This window comes from Clostridium sp. (assembly GCF_047777555.1).
In the GTDB taxonomy this organism is placed as follows: Bacteria; Bacillota; Clostridia; order Clostridiales; family Clostridiaceae; genus Clostridium_H.
The window spans coordinates 1-20394 of record NZ_JBKEEV010000003.1 but is presented as its reverse complement, the minus strand read 5'-3'; the positions used below and the strand labels follow the sequence as shown (position 1 = coordinate 20394).

At 35.3% G+C, this 20394-nt stretch carries 12 protein-coding genes, 3 rRNA genes, 3 pseudogenes and 1 other annotated feature; of the genes and pseudogenes, 16 read left to right on the top strand and 2 right to left on the bottom strand.

Features of this window, described 5'->3' with window-relative positions; genetic code table 11:
- Nucleotides 1–201: 201 nt before the first annotated feature.
- From ACFWTK_RS06085 to ACFWTK_RS06065, 5 genes are all read left to right on the top strand, one after another.
- Nucleotides 202–927: a VCBS repeat-containing protein gene (locus tag ACFWTK_RS06085; RefSeq protein ID WP_415875179.1), complete on the top strand. Its 726-nt coding sequence runs from the start codon at nt 202–204 to the stop codon at nt 925–927.
- A gap of 273 nt (nt 928–1200) precedes the next feature.
- Entirely contained in the window at nt 1201–2178 is a 978-nt protein-coding gene (locus ACFWTK_RS06080) for a diaminopimelate dehydrogenase (RefSeq protein WP_415875178.1), read from the top strand.
- A 152-nt stretch (nt 2179–2330) separates the two neighbouring features.
- Nucleotides 2331–2864, top strand: coding sequence for an RNA polymerase sigma factor (locus ACFWTK_RS06075; protein ID WP_415875177.1), 534 nt, complete (start codon nt 2331–2333; stop codon nt 2862–2864).
- Entirely contained in the window at nt 2861–4180 is a 1320-nt protein-coding gene (locus ACFWTK_RS06070; protein WP_415875176.1) for a DUF4179 domain-containing protein, read from the top strand. The genes ACFWTK_RS06075 and ACFWTK_RS06070 overlap by 4 nt, the downstream gene beginning before the upstream one ends.
- Nucleotides 4181–4293: 113 nt before the next feature.
- Nucleotides 4294–4770 carry a PLP-dependent transferase gene (locus ACFWTK_RS06065; RefSeq protein ID WP_415875175.1) on the top strand — a complete coding sequence of 159 codons (477 nt, stop codon included), beginning with the start codon at nt 4294–4296 and terminating at the stop codon, nt 4768–4770.
- A 94-nt stretch (nt 4771–4864) separates the two neighbouring features.
- Here ACFWTK_RS06065 and larA read toward each other — a convergent pair whose 3' ends face one another.
- A complete protein-coding gene (gene larA / locus ACFWTK_RS06060; RefSeq protein ID WP_415875174.1) occupies nt 4865–6139 on the bottom strand; it encodes a nickel-dependent lactate racemase in 1275 nt (424 codons plus the stop codon).
- Entirely contained in the window at nt 6133–7539 is a 1407-nt protein-coding gene (locus ACFWTK_RS06055; protein ID WP_106024432.1) for a sodium:solute symporter family protein, read from the bottom strand. Before ACFWTK_RS06055 ends, larA begins: the two co-directional genes overlap by 7 nt.
- 148 nt (nt 7540–7687) lie before the next feature.
- Nucleotides 7688–7958: a binding site (T-box leader), on the bottom strand.
- A gap of 389 nt (nt 7959–8347) precedes the next feature.
- Between ACFWTK_RS06055 and ACFWTK_RS06050 the strand changes: the two genes are divergently transcribed.
- The 11 genes and pseudogenes from ACFWTK_RS06050 to nagA all read left to right on the top strand — a co-directional run.
- A 16S ribosomal RNA gene (locus ACFWTK_RS06050) occupies nt 8348–9859 on the top strand.
- Nucleotides 9860–10138: 279 nt separating this feature from the next.
- A 23S ribosomal RNA gene (locus ACFWTK_RS06045) occupies nt 10139–13042 on the top strand.
- Between the two features lie 109 nt (nt 13043–13151).
- Nucleotides 13152–13268, top strand: a 5S ribosomal RNA gene (rrf, locus tag ACFWTK_RS06040).
- Together the 16S, 23S and 5S rRNA genes form the textbook arrangement of a ribosomal RNA operon.
- Before the next feature lie 280 nt (nt 13269–13548).
- A complete protein-coding gene (locus tag ACFWTK_RS06035) occupies nt 13549–14235 on the top strand; it encodes an N-acetylmannosamine-6-phosphate 2-epimerase (RefSeq protein WP_415875479.1) in 687 nt (228 codons plus the stop codon).
- A gap of 47 nt (nt 14236–14282) precedes the next feature.
- A pseudogene (locus tag ACFWTK_RS06030) lies at nt 14283–15138 on the top strand (N-acetylneuraminate lyase).
- Between the two features lie 154 nt (nt 15139–15292).
- Nucleotides 15293–16769 (top strand): annotated as a pseudogene (locus ACFWTK_RS06025) (sodium:solute symporter).
- 109 nt (nt 16770–16878) lie between these two features.
- Nucleotides 16879–17331, top strand: a complete 453-nt coding sequence (locus ACFWTK_RS06020; protein WP_415875173.1) for a YhcH/YjgK/YiaL family protein — start codon at nt 16879–16881, stop codon at nt 17329–17331.
- 120 nt (nt 17332–17451) lie between these two features.
- Nucleotides 17452–18312, top strand: a pseudogene (locus tag ACFWTK_RS06015) (ROK family protein).
- A 90-nt stretch (nt 18313–18402) separates the two neighbouring features.
- Nucleotides 18403–18840, top strand: a complete 438-nt coding sequence (locus ACFWTK_RS06010; protein WP_415875172.1) for a MurR/RpiR family transcriptional regulator — start codon at nt 18403–18405, stop codon at nt 18838–18840.
- Nucleotides 18792–19223 (top strand): SIS domain-containing protein, encoded by a 432-nt coding sequence (locus ACFWTK_RS06005; protein ID WP_415875171.1) that lies wholly within the window; start codon nt 18792–18794, stop codon nt 19221–19223. Before ACFWTK_RS06010 ends, ACFWTK_RS06005 begins: the two co-directional genes overlap by 49 nt.
- A gap of 176 nt (nt 19224–19399) precedes the next feature.
- On the top strand, nt 19400–20394 hold a 995-nt coding region (gene nagA, locus ACFWTK_RS06000), incomplete at its 3' end, for an N-acetylglucosamine-6-phosphate deacetylase (protein ID WP_415875170.1).

The window sequence follows — 20394 nt, the reverse complement described above, 5'->3', positions numbered from 1 at the left end:
GTTGACAAATCAACTATATCTATACTAATTATTATAAATATATACAGTTGATAAATCAACTTTAATTTAGCCATATCCTTAAGGTAAAAACAATGGATAATATAAAATCAAAATTTACATTGTGATCAAGATACTTTGTGTGTAACACAACTTATCATAATTTCATAATATATTGAAAAGTACTTATTAAAAGGAGTAGGTATGTATAATTTTTATTTCAGAGAAGATGTGATGAGGCCAATGATCGTTTCTTATGCTGTGGGAGATGTAAATGGAGATAGGATACTCGATAATATATATCTAACTGGCATAAAGACGGCAACTAGTCCATTTGTTCAGGATATTACACTTGTGATTCAGGATGGAAGAACAGGGAGACTTACTAGAATACCACTTAAAGAAAATACGGGGTATAATCCTAGACTATTTTTAGGAGATTTTACTGGTAATGGTGTTGATGATATCTTAATAAGCATTGATTCAGGCGGCAGCGGTGCAATGATGTATCATTATATTTATTCCTTCACTAATAATAATCCAAGACTGCTCTTTGACTTTAATGTATATAATGAACAATATAAATACGAAGTTACTTATATGGATAACTATAAGGTTCAAGTTATTAGCGAAGAAAATAATGCTAAGTATATTATAGATATATCACTTAAAGGAAAAGACTATTTAAATGAAATATATGATAAAGATGGAAAGCTAAAAAATCCAATTAGTGGATTTGTAAATCCTATAAGCAGTTTGCAGCCTGTAGACTTTGATGAAAATGGAGTATATGAACTATTAGCATTTCAAAGAATAGCTGGAAGGTATAATGCAGATGCTCTAGGCTATGTTCAAAATATTTTAAAATGGCAACGTAATAAGTTTATTTTAGATAATCAGTATGTAGCTATTTTTGGATCAGAAGGATAGGAGTTTGCATGGATTACTATTTTGTCTTAGGCTAAATATTATAAAATAGATGTGTGAAAGTAGCAGGTCAATATAAACAATAAAACAGTTATATTGATCTTGCTATTTTTACGCTGCTGAAATTTATCAGTTAAATAGTGTAGAAAAGTGTGGGTGATTATGATAAACTTACTAATATAAAATTTATATTACAAATATTTCAGATAATAAATCAAAAATTATAACAAATGTACATGAAAGGGGGCAACTTGACTTTATAAGTCAAGAAAGCAAATGGATAAAAAGATTAGAGTAGGTATTGTAGGCTATGGAAATCTTGGTAAAGGTGTAGAGTTATCTTTAAGACAAAATCCAGATTTTCAATTAGAAGCTATTTTTACAAGAAGAAATCCTAATAACTTACATTCAAATTCAAAGATGGTACATATTTCAGAAATTGCAAACTATAAAGGTAAGATTGATGTTATGATTCTTTGTGGAGGTTCTGCTACGGATTTACCAGAACAATCTCCTAAAATTGCATCAATGTTTAACACAGTAGACAGCTTTGATACTCATGCTAAAATACCAGAACACTTCAAAAGATTAGATGATGCAGCAAGAAAAGCTGGGACTATTGGACTTATGTCAGTTGGCTGGGATCCAGGTGTGTTTTCATTAATACGTCTTTTAGGACAGGCAGTACTTCCAATTGGAAAAGACTATACTTTCTGGGGAAGAGGGGTAAGTCAAGGCCATTCAGATGCTATAAGAAGAATAGATGGAGTTAAAGATGGTGTTCAGTACACTGTACCCGTGGAAGCTGCAATAGATATGGTTCGTTCAGGACAAAATCCAGAGCTTTCAACTAGAGAAAAGCATGAGAGAATTTGTTATGTAGTACCAGAAGCAGATGCTGATCAGGAGGCCATTGAAAAGCAAATCAAGAATATGCCAAACTATTTTGATGAGTATAACACTACAGTATACTTTATAACTGAAGAAGAAATGAACAGAAGTCATAAACGTATGCCTCATGGAGGTTTTGTAATTCGTACAGGAACCACTGGAGAGGATACTAAGCAAAGAATTGAGCTTAACTTAAATCTTGACAGCAATCCAGAGTTTACAGGCAGTGTATTAGTAGCTTATGCAAGAGCTGTTTATAGATTATCTAAGGAAGGCCAAACGGGGGCACGCACTGTATTAGACATTCCATTTAGTTATCTATCACCAAAGCCAGGAGAAGAATTAAGAAAAGAATTATTATAAAGGTACTTTATATAGTTTAAATTATAAAAGAACTAGCCAGTTAAATTTAATTAATATATGGCTAGCTCTTTTTTGTTTCAATAAATTTTTTATTAAAAAATGAACCTTTTGTGTAATAGAATACTCTTATATAGGAAAGGGGTGATAAGAAGTTGGATAGTATAGAACTAGTTAAAAGAGCAAAGGGTGGAGATAAGGAAGCGTTGATTAAGCTTATAATGGATAAAAAGCAGGATTATTATAAGCTTGCTTATGTATATATGAAAAATGAAGAAGATGCACTAGATGTTATGGAAGATATGATTTTAATTTTATATAAAAATATATACAAGCTAAAAAAGGAAGAGGCTTTTTATACCTGGAGTAAGACTATTCTAGTAAATTGCTGCAAAAAGGCTTTAACAAAAAGCAGCAGGGTGATTTTGCTAGAGGACATCAAAGAAAGGGAAAAAGATAATTATAAATATGAGGAAATAACAAATGAAAAGGATAGGAAAATAATTATAGATGAACATATGTCAAAATTAAATGCAAAATATCAAGAGGCAATAAAGCTTAGATATTTTTTAGACTTAGATTATAGTACTATTGCTAGTATATTAAAGATTCCTATTGGAACAGTGAAATCTCGTATATATATTGGACTTAAAAGGTTAAAGGAAAGTTTAGGGGGTGAAGAATTTTGAGCAGACTTGAAGATATATTAAATAATAAGAAGTTAGAGATAGAGGAGCTAGAAGTGCCAGATGAGTTAGAAGAAAGGTTAAGATGTGCTTTAGAAAAAGCAGAGCCTAAAAGAAAATCAAAATTCAGATTTATGGTAAAAGCTGCCTCTTTAATTATAGCAATTCTATTAATAGGATATAACAGTGATACCTTAGCTTTCTATGGTAAAAAGATAATAGGTTTTGATGGAGTCATGACGGATACATTAAAAGGACTTAATGATCTTGGCAAAGGGCAGATTATAGATAAAAGCTATACTTTTAAAAATGGAGTGAAAATCACTCTAGATGGAATTATGTTAGATGATAATCAGCTTTTAATGTTCTATACAATAAAAGATCCAAAAGGAAAAATAGATAAGCAGGAACTTAATGTACAGGTTAATCCATATTTAAAAGGTATTGTAGGAACTTATGATATAAAAGGAGGTACAGGGAAAAGAAATACAGAAAATACAGAGATAAAGTGGACAGTGGAAGTTGAAAAACCTTACTTTTTTGAAAAAAGTCTAGAATGGAAATTTGCACTGGTAGAAGAAAATAGGAAAGAAGAGGGAAAGATTTTATTTACTTTAGATAGAAGTAAAGCTATGGGCAGCAGCTTAAGGAAAAAGTTAAACAGCAGCATAAAAATAGATCAAGGGAATATAAAATTTAAGTCTATTACAGCTTCACCAACAACAACTTATATAGAAGGAGAAATACAAGATATATTTAATATGGCAAAGGATGAAATCTCTGGAGAAGGCTTTAGACCGATAGACATGGATATAGGACTTATAGCTAATGGAAAAGAAGTAGAGCCGCAGGGATCAAGTATAAGTACAGGAATGAAAGGAATTACCTTTGAAAATAATTTTGATGCCTTGCCAAAGGATCTTAAGAGCCTTCAAATTAAATTAGTAAGTCTTAAAACTAATAATAAAGTCAATGAAAGAGTAGAACTTAGCAAGAATAATGACAAGAATAATTATAAGAAACTAGAAGTTCTTGGACAAAAAATAGATATTAATAGTGTATATGAAAAGGAAGAAAAAACTTATGTAACTATTACCACAAAGGAGGATGTAGTTCTATCTAATGTATATATGATAATCGATGGAAAAAAGACAGAGCTTAAGAATACTGCTCCAAGTAAGCATGATAAAAAGCCAGATGGAACTATTAGCTACACTAGAACTTTATGTTTTGAAGGAAGTGGAGAAGAACTTATTCTAGAAATTAAGGGAATTATCTATAATAAGATTTATAATCAAGTCGTAGATGTAGAAGTATAGGATTTATGATGGGTGCTTCCACAAGGAGTAGATTCAAATTTTACATGACGAATTATACATGATACTATAATTGTAATTAATGCAGGAACTAAATGTAATTATAAGAATTGACAATGAGTCCATTTGATGTATGGTTACTAGCAAGAAGCCTTAGAACTCTTGAACTTAGGGTTAAAAAACACAGCGAAAATGCGTTAAAGGTAGCTAAATTCTTTGAAAATCATCCAAAGATAGAAAGAGTTTACTATTTAGGTCTTGAATCATCACCTTATTATGAATTAGGACAAAAATTATTTGTTGAAGGCAGATGCGGCGATATGTTAAGTGCAGACATCAAAGGTTGGAAAGAAGCTGCAAGCAAATTTATTGCAGAATGTGAGACAATTAAGCTTGTACCAAGTCTTGCAGGAGTAAGTACAACTATTTCTTATCCAGGAAAAACATCTCACCGTGCATATTCAAAGGAACAAATGAAGGCATGCGGAATAACAATGGGTCAGCTCCGAATAGGTCTTGAAGATGCTGATACATTATTGAAGAGTTTGAAAAGGCTATTGATAGAATATGGTTTGAGACACATAAGATATTAGATTAATCTAATATCTTATGTGTCTCAAATATAAAATCATTATTATGCATTTTATGAATACATTAGATGATAACTACAGTAATGAACAAAGTTAACTAATATAAAGGAACTGTGCTTCCTGCATAAGGCATAAGAATGACTTTTTTATCCTTAAATCCTTGGTCAACTCCTGCTAATTTAAGAGCTTCCTCAAGTGTTTTTACAGCTTTAATTCCCATTGGTTTAATTAATTCTCCATTCATTGATGTAACCAATATTACATTTGCATTCCTTGATCGTTCTATTGCTGCGTAGAATATATATCCTGGTATAGTAAATCCTTTTCTAAGGGCACTGTCCAGTTCTCCTTTTTTGAGAGGTTCTATCCAGCTGAAAAAGGAATCAGCTCCAGCACCATCCCTACATTCTGCTAAGAGAATCATAGTGCCTCCTTGTTTTAAGGCTAGGGCTGCATTAAAAAGGGATTTTGTTGATTGATATAAATTTATATCCTTTGGATAACCACCGCAGCTTGCTATAACAATATCTGCTTTTTCTTTAATTGGTATTCCAAAGTTTTCATCCGTCCATTTGCATCCTTCTTCCCAAGCTTTAAGAAAGTGACCTGCTACAAAATGAACGATATTTCCAGAGGTATTGACAATACTATTTATAAGAAAGTCTGGTTTAACAAGTGATGCAGCTTCAATCATGTCTAAATTAAGAGGGTTATTCGCAAGAACACCAACTCCAATAAGAGGATTAGAACATGGTTCATCCGGAGATAAAGAATGAAGGTGATTTTGATTGATGGTTTTTCTTGAAGAAATGCCAGGAAGTATTGACTTTCTGCCTCCACCAAAGCCAGCCATTACATGATGGACGATTCCACCAGTTAGTATTATTTTTTTCCCTTCAATAATTTTATTTACTTCTACCTCTGTGCCTCTTGAAGTTATTCCACAATATATCATTTCTCCGTCACAATCGTGGTCCAACACGGTTATTCTCTCATAGATTTCTTCACCTACTATTAATTTACGTTCCTCATCAGTTTGTCCTCTATGAGTCCCGGTAGCCACTATAATCGTAATATTTTTATCATCTATTCCCAATTTATTTAGCCTGTTTACTATTATAGGGAGAAAAGATGCAGTTTTAATCCACAATCTCGTTACATCACTTACTACTATTAACACTTCATCATCTTTCTTAAAAATCTGATTAAAAGGCTTTGTGCCAATAGGATTATCAAGAAGAGTATTGAGTTCCTTTTCTATATCCTTTATAGGTTCAAGTTCTTTTGAATAAAGTGTTGTGAGAACATTTTTATCATCAATCTGTAAATTAAGAATTTCACTTCCATATTTAAAAGAATAATTATTTAGCATACTTCTAACTCCTTTTCAATTATTTTTTCTCTATCAAATAATGAAACTAAAGGGAAAGTAATTCCGCAAACTAGCCATTCAAGATAAATTACATGAGGTAAAAATCTTATTTGTGGAATAAACTGCCATAAAACAAGTGCTGCTGCACCTGCAATGGTGGTATAAAAGGCAGAGTTTTTTCTGCAGAATCCTGGAGTAAAAATAGTAAATAACAGTGTTATACTAAAAGCAGTGGTAAGACTTAAGGCTATGCTTATAGTTTTTAGAATCCCTGATGCATTCATAGCTAGTAAAACAGTAAATAATCCTAACACAGCTGTAGAAATTTTATTTATTCTTCCAAGTTTTTTAGAATCTGCTGATGGGTTAATAAATCTTTTATATATGTCCTGAGAAAGTAGAGTCGCAGAGCCTAAAAGCAAGCTACATGCCGTTGATACATCTGCGGCCCACAAAGCTGCTAGAGTTATTCCTGCTAAGATTGGAGATAAGGACATAATAATTTTAGGAAGAGCAACTGTAGCATTTATGTCAGGATAGATAGCCTTTGCAGCTATACCAATAAGAGCAGCTATAAATCCAATAGGTAACATCATAAGCCCGCCTATAACAAATCCGTTTCTAGCAGTTTTTTCATCCTTGGCTGAAAGTGCTATTTGTACCACGCCTTGGCAAGATAAACACTGTGTAATCATTACTGCAAACCAGCTGAATATAACAATTCCACCAAGACCTTTGATAGGATGCATATAAGGAATGCTTTTAGGAAGGTTTGCAATAATGCTTTCCATTCCACCGCCTTTTATTATGATAGTAATAGCTGAAATAATTATTCCAGTATATATTAAAATTACATTGAGAATATTAGTTAATCCAGCTGTCATCATTCCTCCAACACAGGTGATTCCAATAAAAACGAACGAACTGAAAAGTATTCCCGTTTTTAAGCTGAAAATACTTGGAAGCATAGAGGTAAGCATTGCACCTCCTGCAATATATTGAAGTGAGGTTATGGCTATTTGAATAATAATTTGTCCAATAACACATGCAATTCTGCTTTTTTTATCATAGAATCTCTCGAAAAATTCTGGTACTGTAGTTATATTTAACTTTCTATATTTTTTAGCTGCTAATAGCCCCATACAAATAGCTCCAGCCCCCCAAGCTACGTTATACCAGCCTGCTGATAGTCCCACATCAAAAGCTTGTTCTGATACACCGATAGTAGAAGCTCCTCCAATAGCAAGTCCTGTTATTGTAACAGCCACAAGAGGAGTAGTAAGTTTTCTTCCTGCCAGTACAAATCCTTCATTTTCAGATCCAGCTAACTTGTTTGCATAAAAGCTAATTGCAAAAAGTGCAATTACATAAAGAATTATAATTAATAATATAATAGTCATTTTAAAGCCCCCCAATTATTTAATATTAAATTGCCCTCTAATTTTTTTTGCTGCCATACAATTTACGTTCTCACATAATAATTACCTCCTTTTCAATTTATTGTTTAGGATTAAAAAGAAAACATATAAAAAAACGTCCTTTGAAATATCAAAGGACGATCTAATAACCGTGTTACCACCTAAGTTTATTAACAGTTTGCACTGTTAATCTCAATAAGTATCTATATAAATTAATATTATATAAATACTTTACATTTTTAACGGAAGCCCCCGGCGCCTTCTAATTAGATTAAAAAATCTGTTCAAAGGGCAGCTCATAAGATGAATTCAGAAAAACCGTTCTTTGCACCTCTCATCAACCGGTTACTTTCTGTTAAGAACTTCTGTTTTTCTTACTTGTTCTTTGTCATAGCTTTTATTTTAAGTTTTTTAACTATAATAACTTTTTTTGATATTATTGTCAATATAGTTTTTTGTGATTTTTCTTAATTATTAAAAAATAAGTTAATCATTAAATCGATGGTTTTTTAATTGATGATTTTTTAATTATTTTAATTGTTTTTGCTACAATAAGAGATTAGAAATTTAATTTTAAAATTAAGTTCAAAAAAGTGTTGACAAACAAAAATAAACTTGTTATACTGAATAAGCTGTCAGATGACGGCGAAAGAAATTTGGTCTTTGAAAATTAAACAGAATTAAGGTAAATAAATGCCAGTCAATAACTTATGAGTAGAGCTAAGGAAACTCACTCAGCAGAGCTGAGGAGTAAAAGCTTACACGAAATCGAAGATTTCTAGTAATCTTTTAAATTGAGAGTTTGATCCTGGCTCAGGACGAACGCTGGCGGCGTGCCTAACACATGCAAGTCGAGCGAGAAGAGCTCCTTCGGGAGTAATTCTAGCGGCGGACGGGTGAGTAACACGTGGGCAACCTACCTTAGTGAGGGGGATAGCCTCCCGAAAGGGAGATTAATACCGCATAACATTATTCTATCGCATGATAGGATAATCAAAGGAGCAATCCGCACTAAGATGGGCCCGCGGCGCATTAGCTAGTTGGTGAGGTAAGGGCTCACCAAGGCGACGATGCGTAGCCGACCTGAGAGGGTGATCGGCCACATTGGAACTGAGACACGGTCCAGACTCCTACGGGAGGCAGCAGTGGGGAATATTGCGCAATGGGGGAAACCCTGACGCAGCAACGCCGCGTGGGCGATGAAGGTCTTCGGATTGTAAAGCTCTGTCTTTAGGGACGATAATGACGGTACCTAAGGAGGAAGCCACGGCTAACTACGTGCCAGCAGCCGCGGTAATACGTAGGTGGCAAGCGTTGTCCGGATTTACTGGGCGTAAAGAGTATGTAGGCGGATATTTAAGTCAGATGTGAAATTCCCGGGCTTAACCTGGGCGCTGCATTTGATACTGGATATCTAGAGTGTGGGAGAGGAAAGCGGAATTCCTAGTGTAGCGGTGAAATGCGTAGAGATTAGGAAGAACACCAGTGGCGAAGGCGGCTTTCTGGACCATAACTGACGCTGAGATACGAAAGCGTGGGGAGCAAACAGGATTAGATACCCTGGTAGTCCACGCCGTAAACGATGAATACTAGGTGTCGGGGGTTACCACCCTCGGTGCCGCAGCAAACGCAATAAGTATTCCGCCTGGGGAGTACGGTCGCAAGATTAAAACTCAAAGGAATTGACGGGGACCCGCACAAGCAGCGGAGCATGTGGTTTAATTCGAAGCAACGCGAAGAACCTTACCTAGACTTGACATCTCCTGAATTACTCGTAACGGAGGAAGCCCTTCGGGGCAGGAAGACAGGTGGTGCATGGTTGTCGTCAGCTCGTGTCGTGAGATGTTGGGTTAAGTCCCGCAACGAGCGCAACCCTTATTGTTAGTTGCTACCATTAAGTTGAGCACTCTAACGAGACTGCCGCGGTTAACGTGGAGGAAGGTGGGGATGACGTCAAATCATCATGCCCCTTATGTCTAGGGCTACACACGTGCTACAATGGCCGGTACAACAAGATGCAATCCCGTGAGGGGGAGCTAAACTCAAAAGCCGGTCCCAGTTCGGATTGTAGGCTGAAACTCGCCTACATGAAGTTGGAGTTGCTAGTAATCGCGAATCAGCATGTCGCGGTGAATACGTTCCCGGGTCTTGTACACACCGCCCGTCACACCATGAGAGCCGGTAACACCCGAAGTCCGTGAGGTAACCTTTATGGAGCCAGCGGCCGAAGGTGGGATTGGTGATTGGGGTGAAGTCGTAACAAGGTAGCCGTAGGAGAACCTGCGGCTGGATCACCTCCTTTCTAGGGAGAAATGAAAGCAAAGCTTTCATAGACTGGATACTTAATTCTGTTTAATTTTGAGAGACTAATGTCTTTCAAGTCTTTGAAAATTGCACAATATTTGTTCTTTGAAAATTGCGAAAGCAGTAGTAGTATATTTTCCAACTAAACCTTGAGTTTTTAGAACCTTAGTGAGCGTAGAATACTTGTTACAATAACAAGAGACGCATGCGAAGTAGAAATTTTCAATGCTTAGAGATTCTTAACGAAACGAAGGAGCAGGAATAAAATATAGAATGACATCAAGTTAAAAAGGGCGCACGGTGGATGCCCTGGCACTAGGAGCCGATGAAGGACGTGATAAGCTGCGATAAGCTGCGGGTAGATGCAAATAATCTGTGATCCGCAGATTTCCGAATGGGGAAACCCACTTAGCTAACGCTGAGTACTATATGCTGAATACATAGGCATATAGAGGTACACCTGGGGAACTGAAACATCTAAGTACCCAGAGGAAGAGAAAGAAAAATCGATTCCCTAAGTAGCGGCGAGCGAACGGGGAAGAGCCCAAACCAGGAACTTTGTTTCTGGGGTTGAGGATAGATCATAAATCTTCGATTTTCTTAGCTGAATAGAACTGGAAAGTTCAGTCACAGAAGGTAATAACCCTGTAGGCAAAAAGAAAAGAGAAGCAGATCTACTCCAGAGTACCACGAGACACGTGAAACCTTGTGGGAAGCAGGGAGGACCATCTCCCAAGGCTAAATACTACCTAGTGACCGATAGTGAAGCAGTACCGTGAGGGAAAGGTGAAAAGAACCCCGGGAGGGGAGTGAAATAGAACCTGAAACCGTGTGCCTACAATCGGTGGGAGCACTTTTATGTGTGACCGCGTACTTTTTGTAGAACGGGCCAGCGAGTTACGATATGCAGCAAGGTTAAGCACCTCTAGTGCGGAGCCGAAGGGAAACCGAGTCTGAATAGGGCAACTAGTTGCATATCGTAGACCCGAAACCGGGTGACCTATCCATGGCCAGGATGAAGCGAAAGTAAAATTTCGTGGAGGTCCGAACCACGTTGGTGTTGAAAAACCATGGGATGAGCTGTGGATAGCGGAGAAATTCCAATCGAACTCGGAGATAGCTGGTTCTCCTCGAAATAGCTTTAGGGCTAGCGTCGGGTAATTAAGTAGTGGAGGTAGAGCACTGAATGGGCTAGGGGCTGACAACAGTTACTGAACCCTATCAAACTCCGAATGCCATATACTTGTACCCCGGCAGTCAGACTGCGAATGATAAGATCCGTGGTCAAAAGGGAAAGAGCCCAGACCATCAGCTAAGGTCCCAAAGTGTAAGTTAAGTGGTAAAGGATGTGGGATTTCTAAGACAACTAGGATGTTGGCTTAGAAGCAGCCACTCATTTAAAGAGTGCGTAATAGCTCACTAGTCGAGAGATCCTGCGCCGAAGATGTCCGGGGCTAAAACTTACCACCGAAGCTATGGATGTGTCGTAAGACACGTGGTAGAGGAGCTTTCTATACAGGTTGAAGCTGTACCGTAAGGAGCGGTGGACAGTATAGAAGTGAGAATGCTGGCATAAGTAGCGAGAAACAGGTGAGAATCCTGTTGGCCGAATATCTAAGGTTTCCTGGGGAAGGCTCGTCCTCCCAGGGTTAGTCGGGACCTAAGCCGAGGCTGAAAAGCGTAGGTGATGGACAACTGGTTGATATTCCAGTACCACCATAATGCGTTTGACAAATGGGATGACGCAGAAGGATAGGATGTGCGCACTATTGGATGTGCGTCTAAGCACTTAGGATGTTGAGCAGGCAAATCCGCTCAACGCGAAGTCTGAGGTGTTATGGGGAGCCTATTTTGGCGAAGTATCTGATTCCATGCTGCCAAGAAAAGTCTCTATGGAGCAAAGTGGTGCCCGTACCGCAAACCGACACAGGTAGATGAGGAGAGAATCCTAAGGCCGTCGGAAGAATTGCTGCTAAGGAACTCGGCAAATTGACCCCGTAAGTTCGCGAGAAGGGGTGCCTGCGAGAGCAGGCCGCAGTGACAAGGCCCAAGCAACTGTTTATCAAAAACACAGGTCTCTGCTAAAGCGTAAGCTGATGTATAGGGGCTGACGCCTGCCCGGTGCTGGAAGGTTAAGGGGAATAGTTAGCATATGCGAAGCTATGAACTTAAGCCCCAGTAAACGGCGGCCGTAACTATAACGGTCCTAAGGTAGCGAAATTCCTTGTCGGGTAAGTTCCGACCCGCACGAATGGCGTAATGATTTGGGCACTGTCTCGGCAGCAAATCCGGTGAAATTGTAGTGCAAGTGAAGATGCTTGCTACCCGCGGTTGGACGGAAAGACCCCGTAGAGCTTTACTGTAGCTTAGCATTGAATTTCGGTATTGTCTGTACAGGATAGGTGGGAGACTTAGAAGTAGGGACGTCAGTCTCTATGGAGTCGCCCTTGGGATACCACCCTGACAGTACTGGAATTCTAACTGGAGGCCATGAATCTGGTCACAGGACATTGTTAGGTGGGCAGTTTGACTGGGGCGGTCGCCTCCTAAAAGGTAACGGAGGCGCCCAAAGGTTCCCTCAGTGCGGTCGGAAATCGCGCGTAGAGTGTAAAGGCAGAAGGGAGCCTGACTGCGACACATACAGGTGGAGCAGGGACGAAAGTCGGGCTTAGTGATCCGGTGGTTCTGTATGGAAGGGCCATCGCTCAACGGATAAAAGCTACCTCGGGGATAACAGGCTGATCTCCCCCAAGAGTCCACATCGACGGGGAGGTTTGGCACCTCGATGTCGGCTCGTCGCATCCTGGGGCTGTAGTCGGTCCCAAGGGTTGGGCTGTTCGCCCATTAAAGCGGCACGCGAGCTGGGTTCAGAACGTCGTGAGACAGTTCGGTCCCTATCCGCCGTGGGCGTAGGAAATTTGAGAGGAGCTGTCCTTAGTACGAGAGGACCGGGATGGACTGACCTCTGGTGCACCAGTTGTTCCGCCAGGAGCACAGCTGGGTAGCTATGTCGGGAAGGGATAAACGCTGAAAGCATCTAAGCGTGAAGCCCACCTCAAGATTAGATTTCCCATAGTTTAACTAGTAAGATCCCTGGAAGACTACCAGGTTGATAGGTCAGAGGTGTAAGTGCAGTAATGCATTAAGCTGACTGATACTAATAGATCGAGGACTTGATCAAATAATGCACTGTGCAATTTTGAGAGAATAAATTTCTCTAATGAAACTCACTCAGCAAAGCTGAGGAGTACCATTATTCTAAAAAATCAAAGATTTTAAGAAGAATGGCATCTGGTGGTTATGGCTTGAAGGTAACACCCGTTCCCATTCCGAACACGAAGGTTAAGCTTCAAAGCGCCGATGGTACTGCACTGGAGACGGTGTGGAAGAGTAGGTCGCTGCCGGGTAAGAATTAAAGCACTAAGAAATTTCTTAGTGCTTTTTACTTTGTTATGCAAAGACACCAAGAACTTTTTAATAGAAGTTCTTGGTGTTTTTTTATACTTGTTTGTACTTTTATATTTTTAAAAAAGTTTAAAAGTCCTTTCAATATTTTATTAATATAAGGAGATAAATAAGCATTTTATGAAAGTACTTTCTATAAATTTTAAAAATGTTGAAATTATTTTCAAGGGCGGTTATACTGTAACCAAGATAAAAAACAGTTATGAAAAGGAGTTTAAAATAATGAGTCATCATTTAGAGGAGCTGAAAGGAAAGTTAATAGTTTCGTGTCAGGCACTACCAGATGAACCACTACATTCTTCGTTTATTATGGGAAGAATGGCAAAAGCAGCATATGAAGGTGGGGCAGCAGGAATACGAGCAAATACAAAAGAAGACATAGCTGAAATAAAAAGAAATGTCAATCTTCCTATTATCGGAATAGTTAAAAGAAATTATCCAGATAGCAAAGTGTATATAACACCTACAATGAAAGAAGTAGATGAGCTAATAGAAGTAAAACCAGAAATAATTGCATTAGATGCTACTAGTAATTTAAGACCCAATAATGTAACATTAGATGAATTTTATAACGATATTAGGAGAAAATATCCTAGTCAAAAGTTAATGGCAGATTGCTCTACTATAGAAGAAGCAATCCATGCTGATGAATTAGGATTTGACTTTATTGGTACAACCTTAGTAGGATACACAGAACAAAGTAAAGATTTAAAAATTGAAGAAAATGATTTTGAAATTATTAGAACAATTCTTTCTAAAGTTTCTAACAAGGTAATTGCGGAAGGAAATATTAATACCCCGGAAAAAGCAAAAAGAGTTATTGAACTTGGATGTTTTAGTGTAGTGGTTGGTTCTATTATTACAAGACCTCAAATTATTACTAAATTATTTACAGATACTTTAAAATAAAATTTTAATAATAAAAGGAGAAGATTATTATGCTTAAGAACTCAGATATGAAAGGTATTTATAGTGCTTTACTAGTAGCTTTTGACGAAAATGGAAACGTTGACGAAGCAGGTTTAAGAGAAATAGTTCGTCACAATATTGATAATATGAAAATTGATGGATTATATGTTGGTGGAAGTACTGGAGAAAACTTCATGCTATCTACAGAACAAAAGAAGCAAATTTTTAGTATTGCAAAAGACGAAGCAAAAGATGCTATTAAGTTAATTGCTCAAGTTGGTTCTATTAATGTATATGAATCAGTTGAACTTGCAAAGTTTGTTACAGATTTAGGATATGATGCAATATCAGCAGTAACTCCATTCTATTATAAATTCTCATTTTCAGAAATTAAAGACTATTATAACACAATTATTAACAGCGTAGATAATCGTCTTATTATTTATTCTATCCCATTCTTAACTGGTGTAGATATGAGCGTAGAACAATTTGGTGAGTTATTTGAAAATGAAAAAATAATCGGAGTTAAATTTACAGCAGCAGATTTTTATTTGTTAGAAAGATTAAGAAAAGCATTTCCAGAACATTTAAATATATGCTGGATTTGATGAAATGATGCTTCCAGCAGCTGTACTTGGAGTAGATGGAGCAATTGGTTCTACATTTAATGTAAACGGTATTCGTGCAAGAAAGATTTTTGAATTAGCACAGGAAGGTAAAGTAAAAGAAGCATTAGAAATTCAACATGTAACAAATGATTTAATAACTGCAATTCTTGGAAACGGTTTATATTCAACTTTAAAAGAATTATTAGAGTTACAAGGTGTTCATGCTGGACTTTGCCACAAACCTATGTCAAGCACAAATGATAAGCAAAAGGCTGTTGCAAAAGAAATTTTTTGAAGCATACTTAAAATAAAGTAAACTCATAAAGTTCTTTCATATGGATTTTCTCTACATTATCTTTATATTATATTTTCCTAATATAGTATACCTCTATAAAAGTTAGAGAAAATCCTATGATATATATTTTATATATTATGGTGGAGGTATTATTATGCAGGGATTTACAACTATAGATTTGATTATTTTAATAGCTTACCTAGCTGCTGTATTATTTGCAGGATTATATTTTTCAAAGAAAGAAATGTCAGGGAAGGAATTCTTTAAAGGTGATGGAACTATTCCGTGGTGGGTAACAAGTGTATCTATTTTCGCAACGTTATTAAGTCCGATTTCATTTCTATCATTGCCAGGTAACTCATATACTGGAACATGGCTTCTATGGTTTGGACAATTAGGTATGATTATAGCAATTCCAATTACTATTAGATTCTTCTTACCTATCTACAGTAAATTAGACATTGACACTGCTTATCATTATCTTGAACTAAGATTTAATAGTAAGGGCCTTCGTATAGCTGGTGCTATAATGTTTATTATCTACCAAATTGGTCGTATGTCAATTATTATGTATTTACCATCTGCAGTACTAGCTGATCTAACTGGTATTAATGTAAACATTTTAATTATTGTTATGGGAGTTATAGCTATCATCTATTCTTATACAGGCGGATTAAAATCAGTATTATGGGACGGACTTTATCCAAGGAACTGTTCTATTAGTTGGTGTTACATTTGCACTTTTATTCCTAGCTCATGGAATAGATGGAGGATTCGGAAGTATATTTAATAGTTTAGGAACAGGTAAATTCTTAGCTCAAAACGAAGTAATATTTAACCCAAATATATTTAAAGATAGTGTATTTATAATAATTGTAGGAGCAGGTTTAAATACATGTTCATCATATATTTCAAGCCAAGATATAGTACAAAGGTTTACAACTACAACTGATAGAAAACAATTAAATAAAATGATGTTAACAAATGGTGTATTATCACTATTTATTGCAACTGTATTCTATTTAATTGGAACTGGTTTACATGTATTCTATGGTCAAAATCCTACACTAGCGCAGACAGCACAACAAGATCAAATTTTTGCATCATATATCGCATATCAATTGCCAGTTGGAATTACAGGCTTGTTACTAGCAGCTATTTATGCCGCAGCTCAATCAACTCTTTCTACTGGATTAAACTCTGTAGCAACAAGCTGGACATTAGATATTCAGGAACGTTTAGCTAAAAAGGAAATGAGCTTTGAACTTCAAACTAAAATTGCACAATATATATCATTAGGAGTTGGAATAATAGCGATTGGAGTATCTATAATATTAGCAAATGGTGAAATTCAATCTGCATATGTTTGGTTTAATGGATTTATGGGATTAGTACTTGGAGTATTGTGTGGAACATTTGTACTTGGAGTATTTACTAAAGTAGCTAACTCAACTGGTGCATTTGCAGCACTTATAGTATCTTCAATAGTTATGGTAATAGTTAAGTATGCAATGACAGGTGTTAGTATTTGGTCATACTCAATAATCTCAATTGTAGTTTCACTAATAGTTGGTATTCCAGTAAGTATTATTTCTAGGAAGATAAAAGGTGAAGGGAAAAGAGAAGGTTAATTTAGATACAGTTATTTTTGATAAATAGTTTCATTAAAAGTATCAAGAATATTCCAACTATATCAATTAGTTTGAATTTATGTAACTCACAATATTAAGGAGGCTAAATATGATATTTGGAAATATAAAAAATATACATGAGTTTAATTATTTACCACAAGACATAAAAAAATGTTTTGAATATGCTAAAACTCATGATTTAATTAATTATGATAAAGGAACTTATGAAATAGAAGGACAAGATATTTTCGTAAATATAGTAGAATATGAAACTACGACTCCGGAAAAGCGTTTTTGGGAAGCACATCGTAATTATTTAGACTTACATTTAATGTTAAAGGGTGCTGAACAAATTGACATGAATTTCATTGATAATATGGAACAAAAAGAATTTGTAGAAAAAGATGATTTTCTTCCATTAGAAGGGGATAAAAATAGTTATGTTTCTTTAAATGAAGGCGACTTTCTAATTTGTTATCCAAATGATGCACATAGAACTGCTGTTGCAATAGGAGAACCATGTACAATTAAGAAAGCTATTTTTAAAATAATTATTAAGTAATAATTTTATACAAAAATATAAATTTTAAGAGAGTGAAAATGTTAATAACAACACTCTCTTATAACAATTTATATAAAGGAAAGGAAATTTTAATGAGAAAATATATTTGCATTGATATTGGTGGGCACATCAATAAAATATGGAATTTTAGATGAAAATAGAGTTTTTATTGATTCAAATGAAATCCCAACAGAAGCAAATAAAGGCGGAATGCACATACTCAATAAAGCAATGGATATTGTAAAAGAGTATATAAAAGAATACAGGATAGATGGAATTTGTGTATCTACTGCAGGTGTAGTAGATACTGATAAAGGTGAAATTATTTATGCATCACCAACTATTCCTAAGTATAAGGGCATAAAAATAAAGAAAGCTATGGAGGAAGCATTTTCAATTCCTTGTGAAGTTGAGAATGATGTAAATTGTGCTTGTCTTGCAGAACATTTTGGAGGAGCTGCAAAAGGAAGTTCAGTTACTTTATGTCTTACTATTGGAACTGGAATCGGAGGAGGCATTATAATTAATGATGAGGTCTTTCATGGATTTTCAGGAAGTGCCTGTGAAGTAGGTTATATGCATCTATTTGATAGCAGCTTTGAAAAACTAGATCTACTAGCGCTTTAGTAAAAAAAGTGGCAAATATAAAAAAATGCAGTGAAACTGAAATCAATGGAAAAATTATTTTTGAAAATGCTAAAAAAAGGAGATAAAGATTGTATTCAAGCTATTGATGAAATGGTAGATGTATTAGGAAGAGGTATAGCTAATCTTTGTTATATAATTAATCCTGAAGTAGTTGTCCTTGGTGGAGGAATTATGGTACAAAAGGATTATTTATATGATAAGATAAGGTTGAGCTTAGATAAGTATCTTATTGAATTCATAGGAAGCAAAACAAGATTAGAGTTTGCTAAGAATGGAAATAAGGCGGGAATGTTAGGCGCCTATTATAACTTTATAAAAAAGCATAAAATATGAATTTGAATTTATGAAGTTCATTATTGAATTTGGATTTTAACACTATATAAGTGGATTTCGGTAAATTATATAAATATAGGAGTTATTAAAATGGAGCAGTATGAAAAGACTATAATACCTAAAATTGAATCTTTATATGAGAATTTTACACCTCTTGAAAGAACCATAGCAGATTTTTTTATTCATAATACTGAGGAAATGGATTTTTCTTCAAAAAGTATTTCCGAGAAGCTTTTTGTTTCTGAAGCATCACTTTCAAGATTTTCTAAAAAATGCGGTTTTAAAGGATATAGGGAATTTATATTCGAATACAAGCAAGGGCTTGTTAAAAAGCCATGCAATTTCACTACAGATTGCACAAAAAATGTTCTAAATACCTATCAAGAACTTCTAAATAAAAGTTATACCTTGCTTGATGAAACACAAATGGAAAGAATTACAGAACTTTTTACTAAAAGAAGAGGGTTTATGTTTATGGTATGGGAAGTTCGGCACTTGCTGCCCAAGAAATTAAAATTCGTTTTATGAGAATAGGGGTTAATGTGGAAGCTATAGTTGATAGCCATATCATGAAAATGAACGTGGTACTTTTAGATTCTGATTGTATTGTAATTGGAATTAGTGTCAGTGGAAAAACTAGTGAAGTTTTAAATTCTTTAAAGGCAGCAAAATCTCGTAATGCTACTACTATTTTAATGACTTCAAGAAAAGAGAACGAATTTGAAGAGTTTTGTGATGAAGTTGTACTTTTAGCTGTAAAGGAACATTTAGAAAACGGAAAAGCAATTTCTCCTCAATTCCCTGTTTTGATTATGATAGATATATTTTATGCACATTTTCTTCAATCAGATAAATTTTATAAAGAGAAATTGCATGATTACACACTTAGTGTTCTTCATGATGAATCTTAAAATAATACTAATTTAACTTCCATGTTATTTTATGCATAACAAAAGATAGAAAAAATGAAGAAGGGAAGTAAAAAAATTGCGAGCAATTACTAATGGTAAGATTATTTTAAAAGATACAACTGTAGAAAATAAGATAATTATATTTGATGAAAAAATCAAAAATATTATAGAAAAAGATGAGTTTTTATAAAATAAATAATAAATTAGAAAATTTAGATATTATAGATGCTAATGGATGTTATGTATCTCCTGGATTTATTGACTTGCATATTCATGGCTCTGGTGGAAGTGATGCTATGGATGGAACACTAAAAGATTTAAAAGTAATAAGTCAAGTTATAGCACAAAAAGGAGTTACAGGCTTTTTGCCAACAACTATGACTATGAGTAAAGAAAAAATTTATAAAGCTTTAGATACTATAAAGGAAGGAATGCAATTAGATTTAGGTGGGGCTAAAGTGCTTGGTGCACACATGGAAGGACCATTCATAAATCCTAAATATAAAGGTGTACAAGATGAAAAATATATAATAAAACCCAGCTATGATTTTATTAATGGTTATGAGAAAGTAATCAAGATTATAACCTTAGCTCCAGAAAAAGATTATAATTTTGAATTTATTAAAAAAGTAAAAGAGAATACAAGTATAGTTTTATCAATAGGACATTCGGATGCAATTTATGAGGAAGTAATTGAAGCAATAAAAAATGGTATAAGTCATGCAACTCATCTTTTCAATGCAATGAGTCCATTACATCACAGAAGACCAGGTGTTGTTGGAGCAGTGTTAAGTAGTGATATAAATTGTGAGTTTATAGCAGATAAGATACACATACATCCAGGAGTTTTTGAATTAATTATTAATGCTAAAGGGCCTAATAAGGTTATTCTTGTAACGGACTCTATGAGAGCTGAATGTATGAAGAATGGAATATCTGAATTAGGCGGACAAAAAGTTATAGTTAAAGACAACTTAGCTATGCTAGAAGATGGAACTTTAGCGGGAAGCGTTTTAACTTTAAATAGAGCTTTAAAAAAAGTATTAGAAAATACAAAATTAAAAATTCATGAGGTAGTAGCAATGGCCTCATCAAATGCAGCAAGGAATATAGGAATTGATAAAAGAAAAGGAAGCATAGAATTAGGAAAAGATGCCGATATAACTATATT

Coding starts and splice junctions, on each gene's coding strand:
- ACFWTK_RS06035 (WP_415875479.1), top strand. CDS start 13,549: ATGAGTCATCATTTAGAGGAGCTGAAAGGAAAGTTAATAGTTTCGTGT.
- ACFWTK_RS06005 (WP_415875171.1), top strand. CDS start 18,792: ATGGGAAGTTCGGCACTTGCTGCCCAAGAAATTAAAATTCGTTTTATG.
- ACFWTK_RS06055 (WP_106024432.1), bottom strand. CDS start 7,539: ATGACTATTATATTATTAATTATAATTCTTTATGTAATTGCACTTTTT.
- ACFWTK_RS06065 (WP_415875175.1), top strand. CDS start 4,294: ATGAGTCCATTTGATGTATGGTTACTAGCAAGAAGCCTTAGAACTCTT.
- ACFWTK_RS06020 (WP_415875173.1), top strand. CDS start 16,879: ATGATATTTGGAAATATAAAAAATATACATGAGTTTAATTATTTACCA.
- ACFWTK_RS06010 (WP_415875172.1), top strand. CDS start 18,403: ATGGAGCAGTATGAAAAGACTATAATACCTAAAATTGAATCTTTATAT.
- ACFWTK_RS06080 (WP_415875178.1), top strand. CDS start 1,201: ATGGATAAAAAGATTAGAGTAGGTATTGTAGGCTATGGAAATCTTGGT.
- ACFWTK_RS06085 (WP_415875179.1), top strand. CDS start 202: ATGTATAATTTTTATTTCAGAGAAGATGTGATGAGGCCAATGATCGTT.
- larA (WP_415875174.1), bottom strand. CDS start 6,139: ATGCTAAATAATTATTCTTTTAAATATGGAAGTGAAATTCTTAATTTA.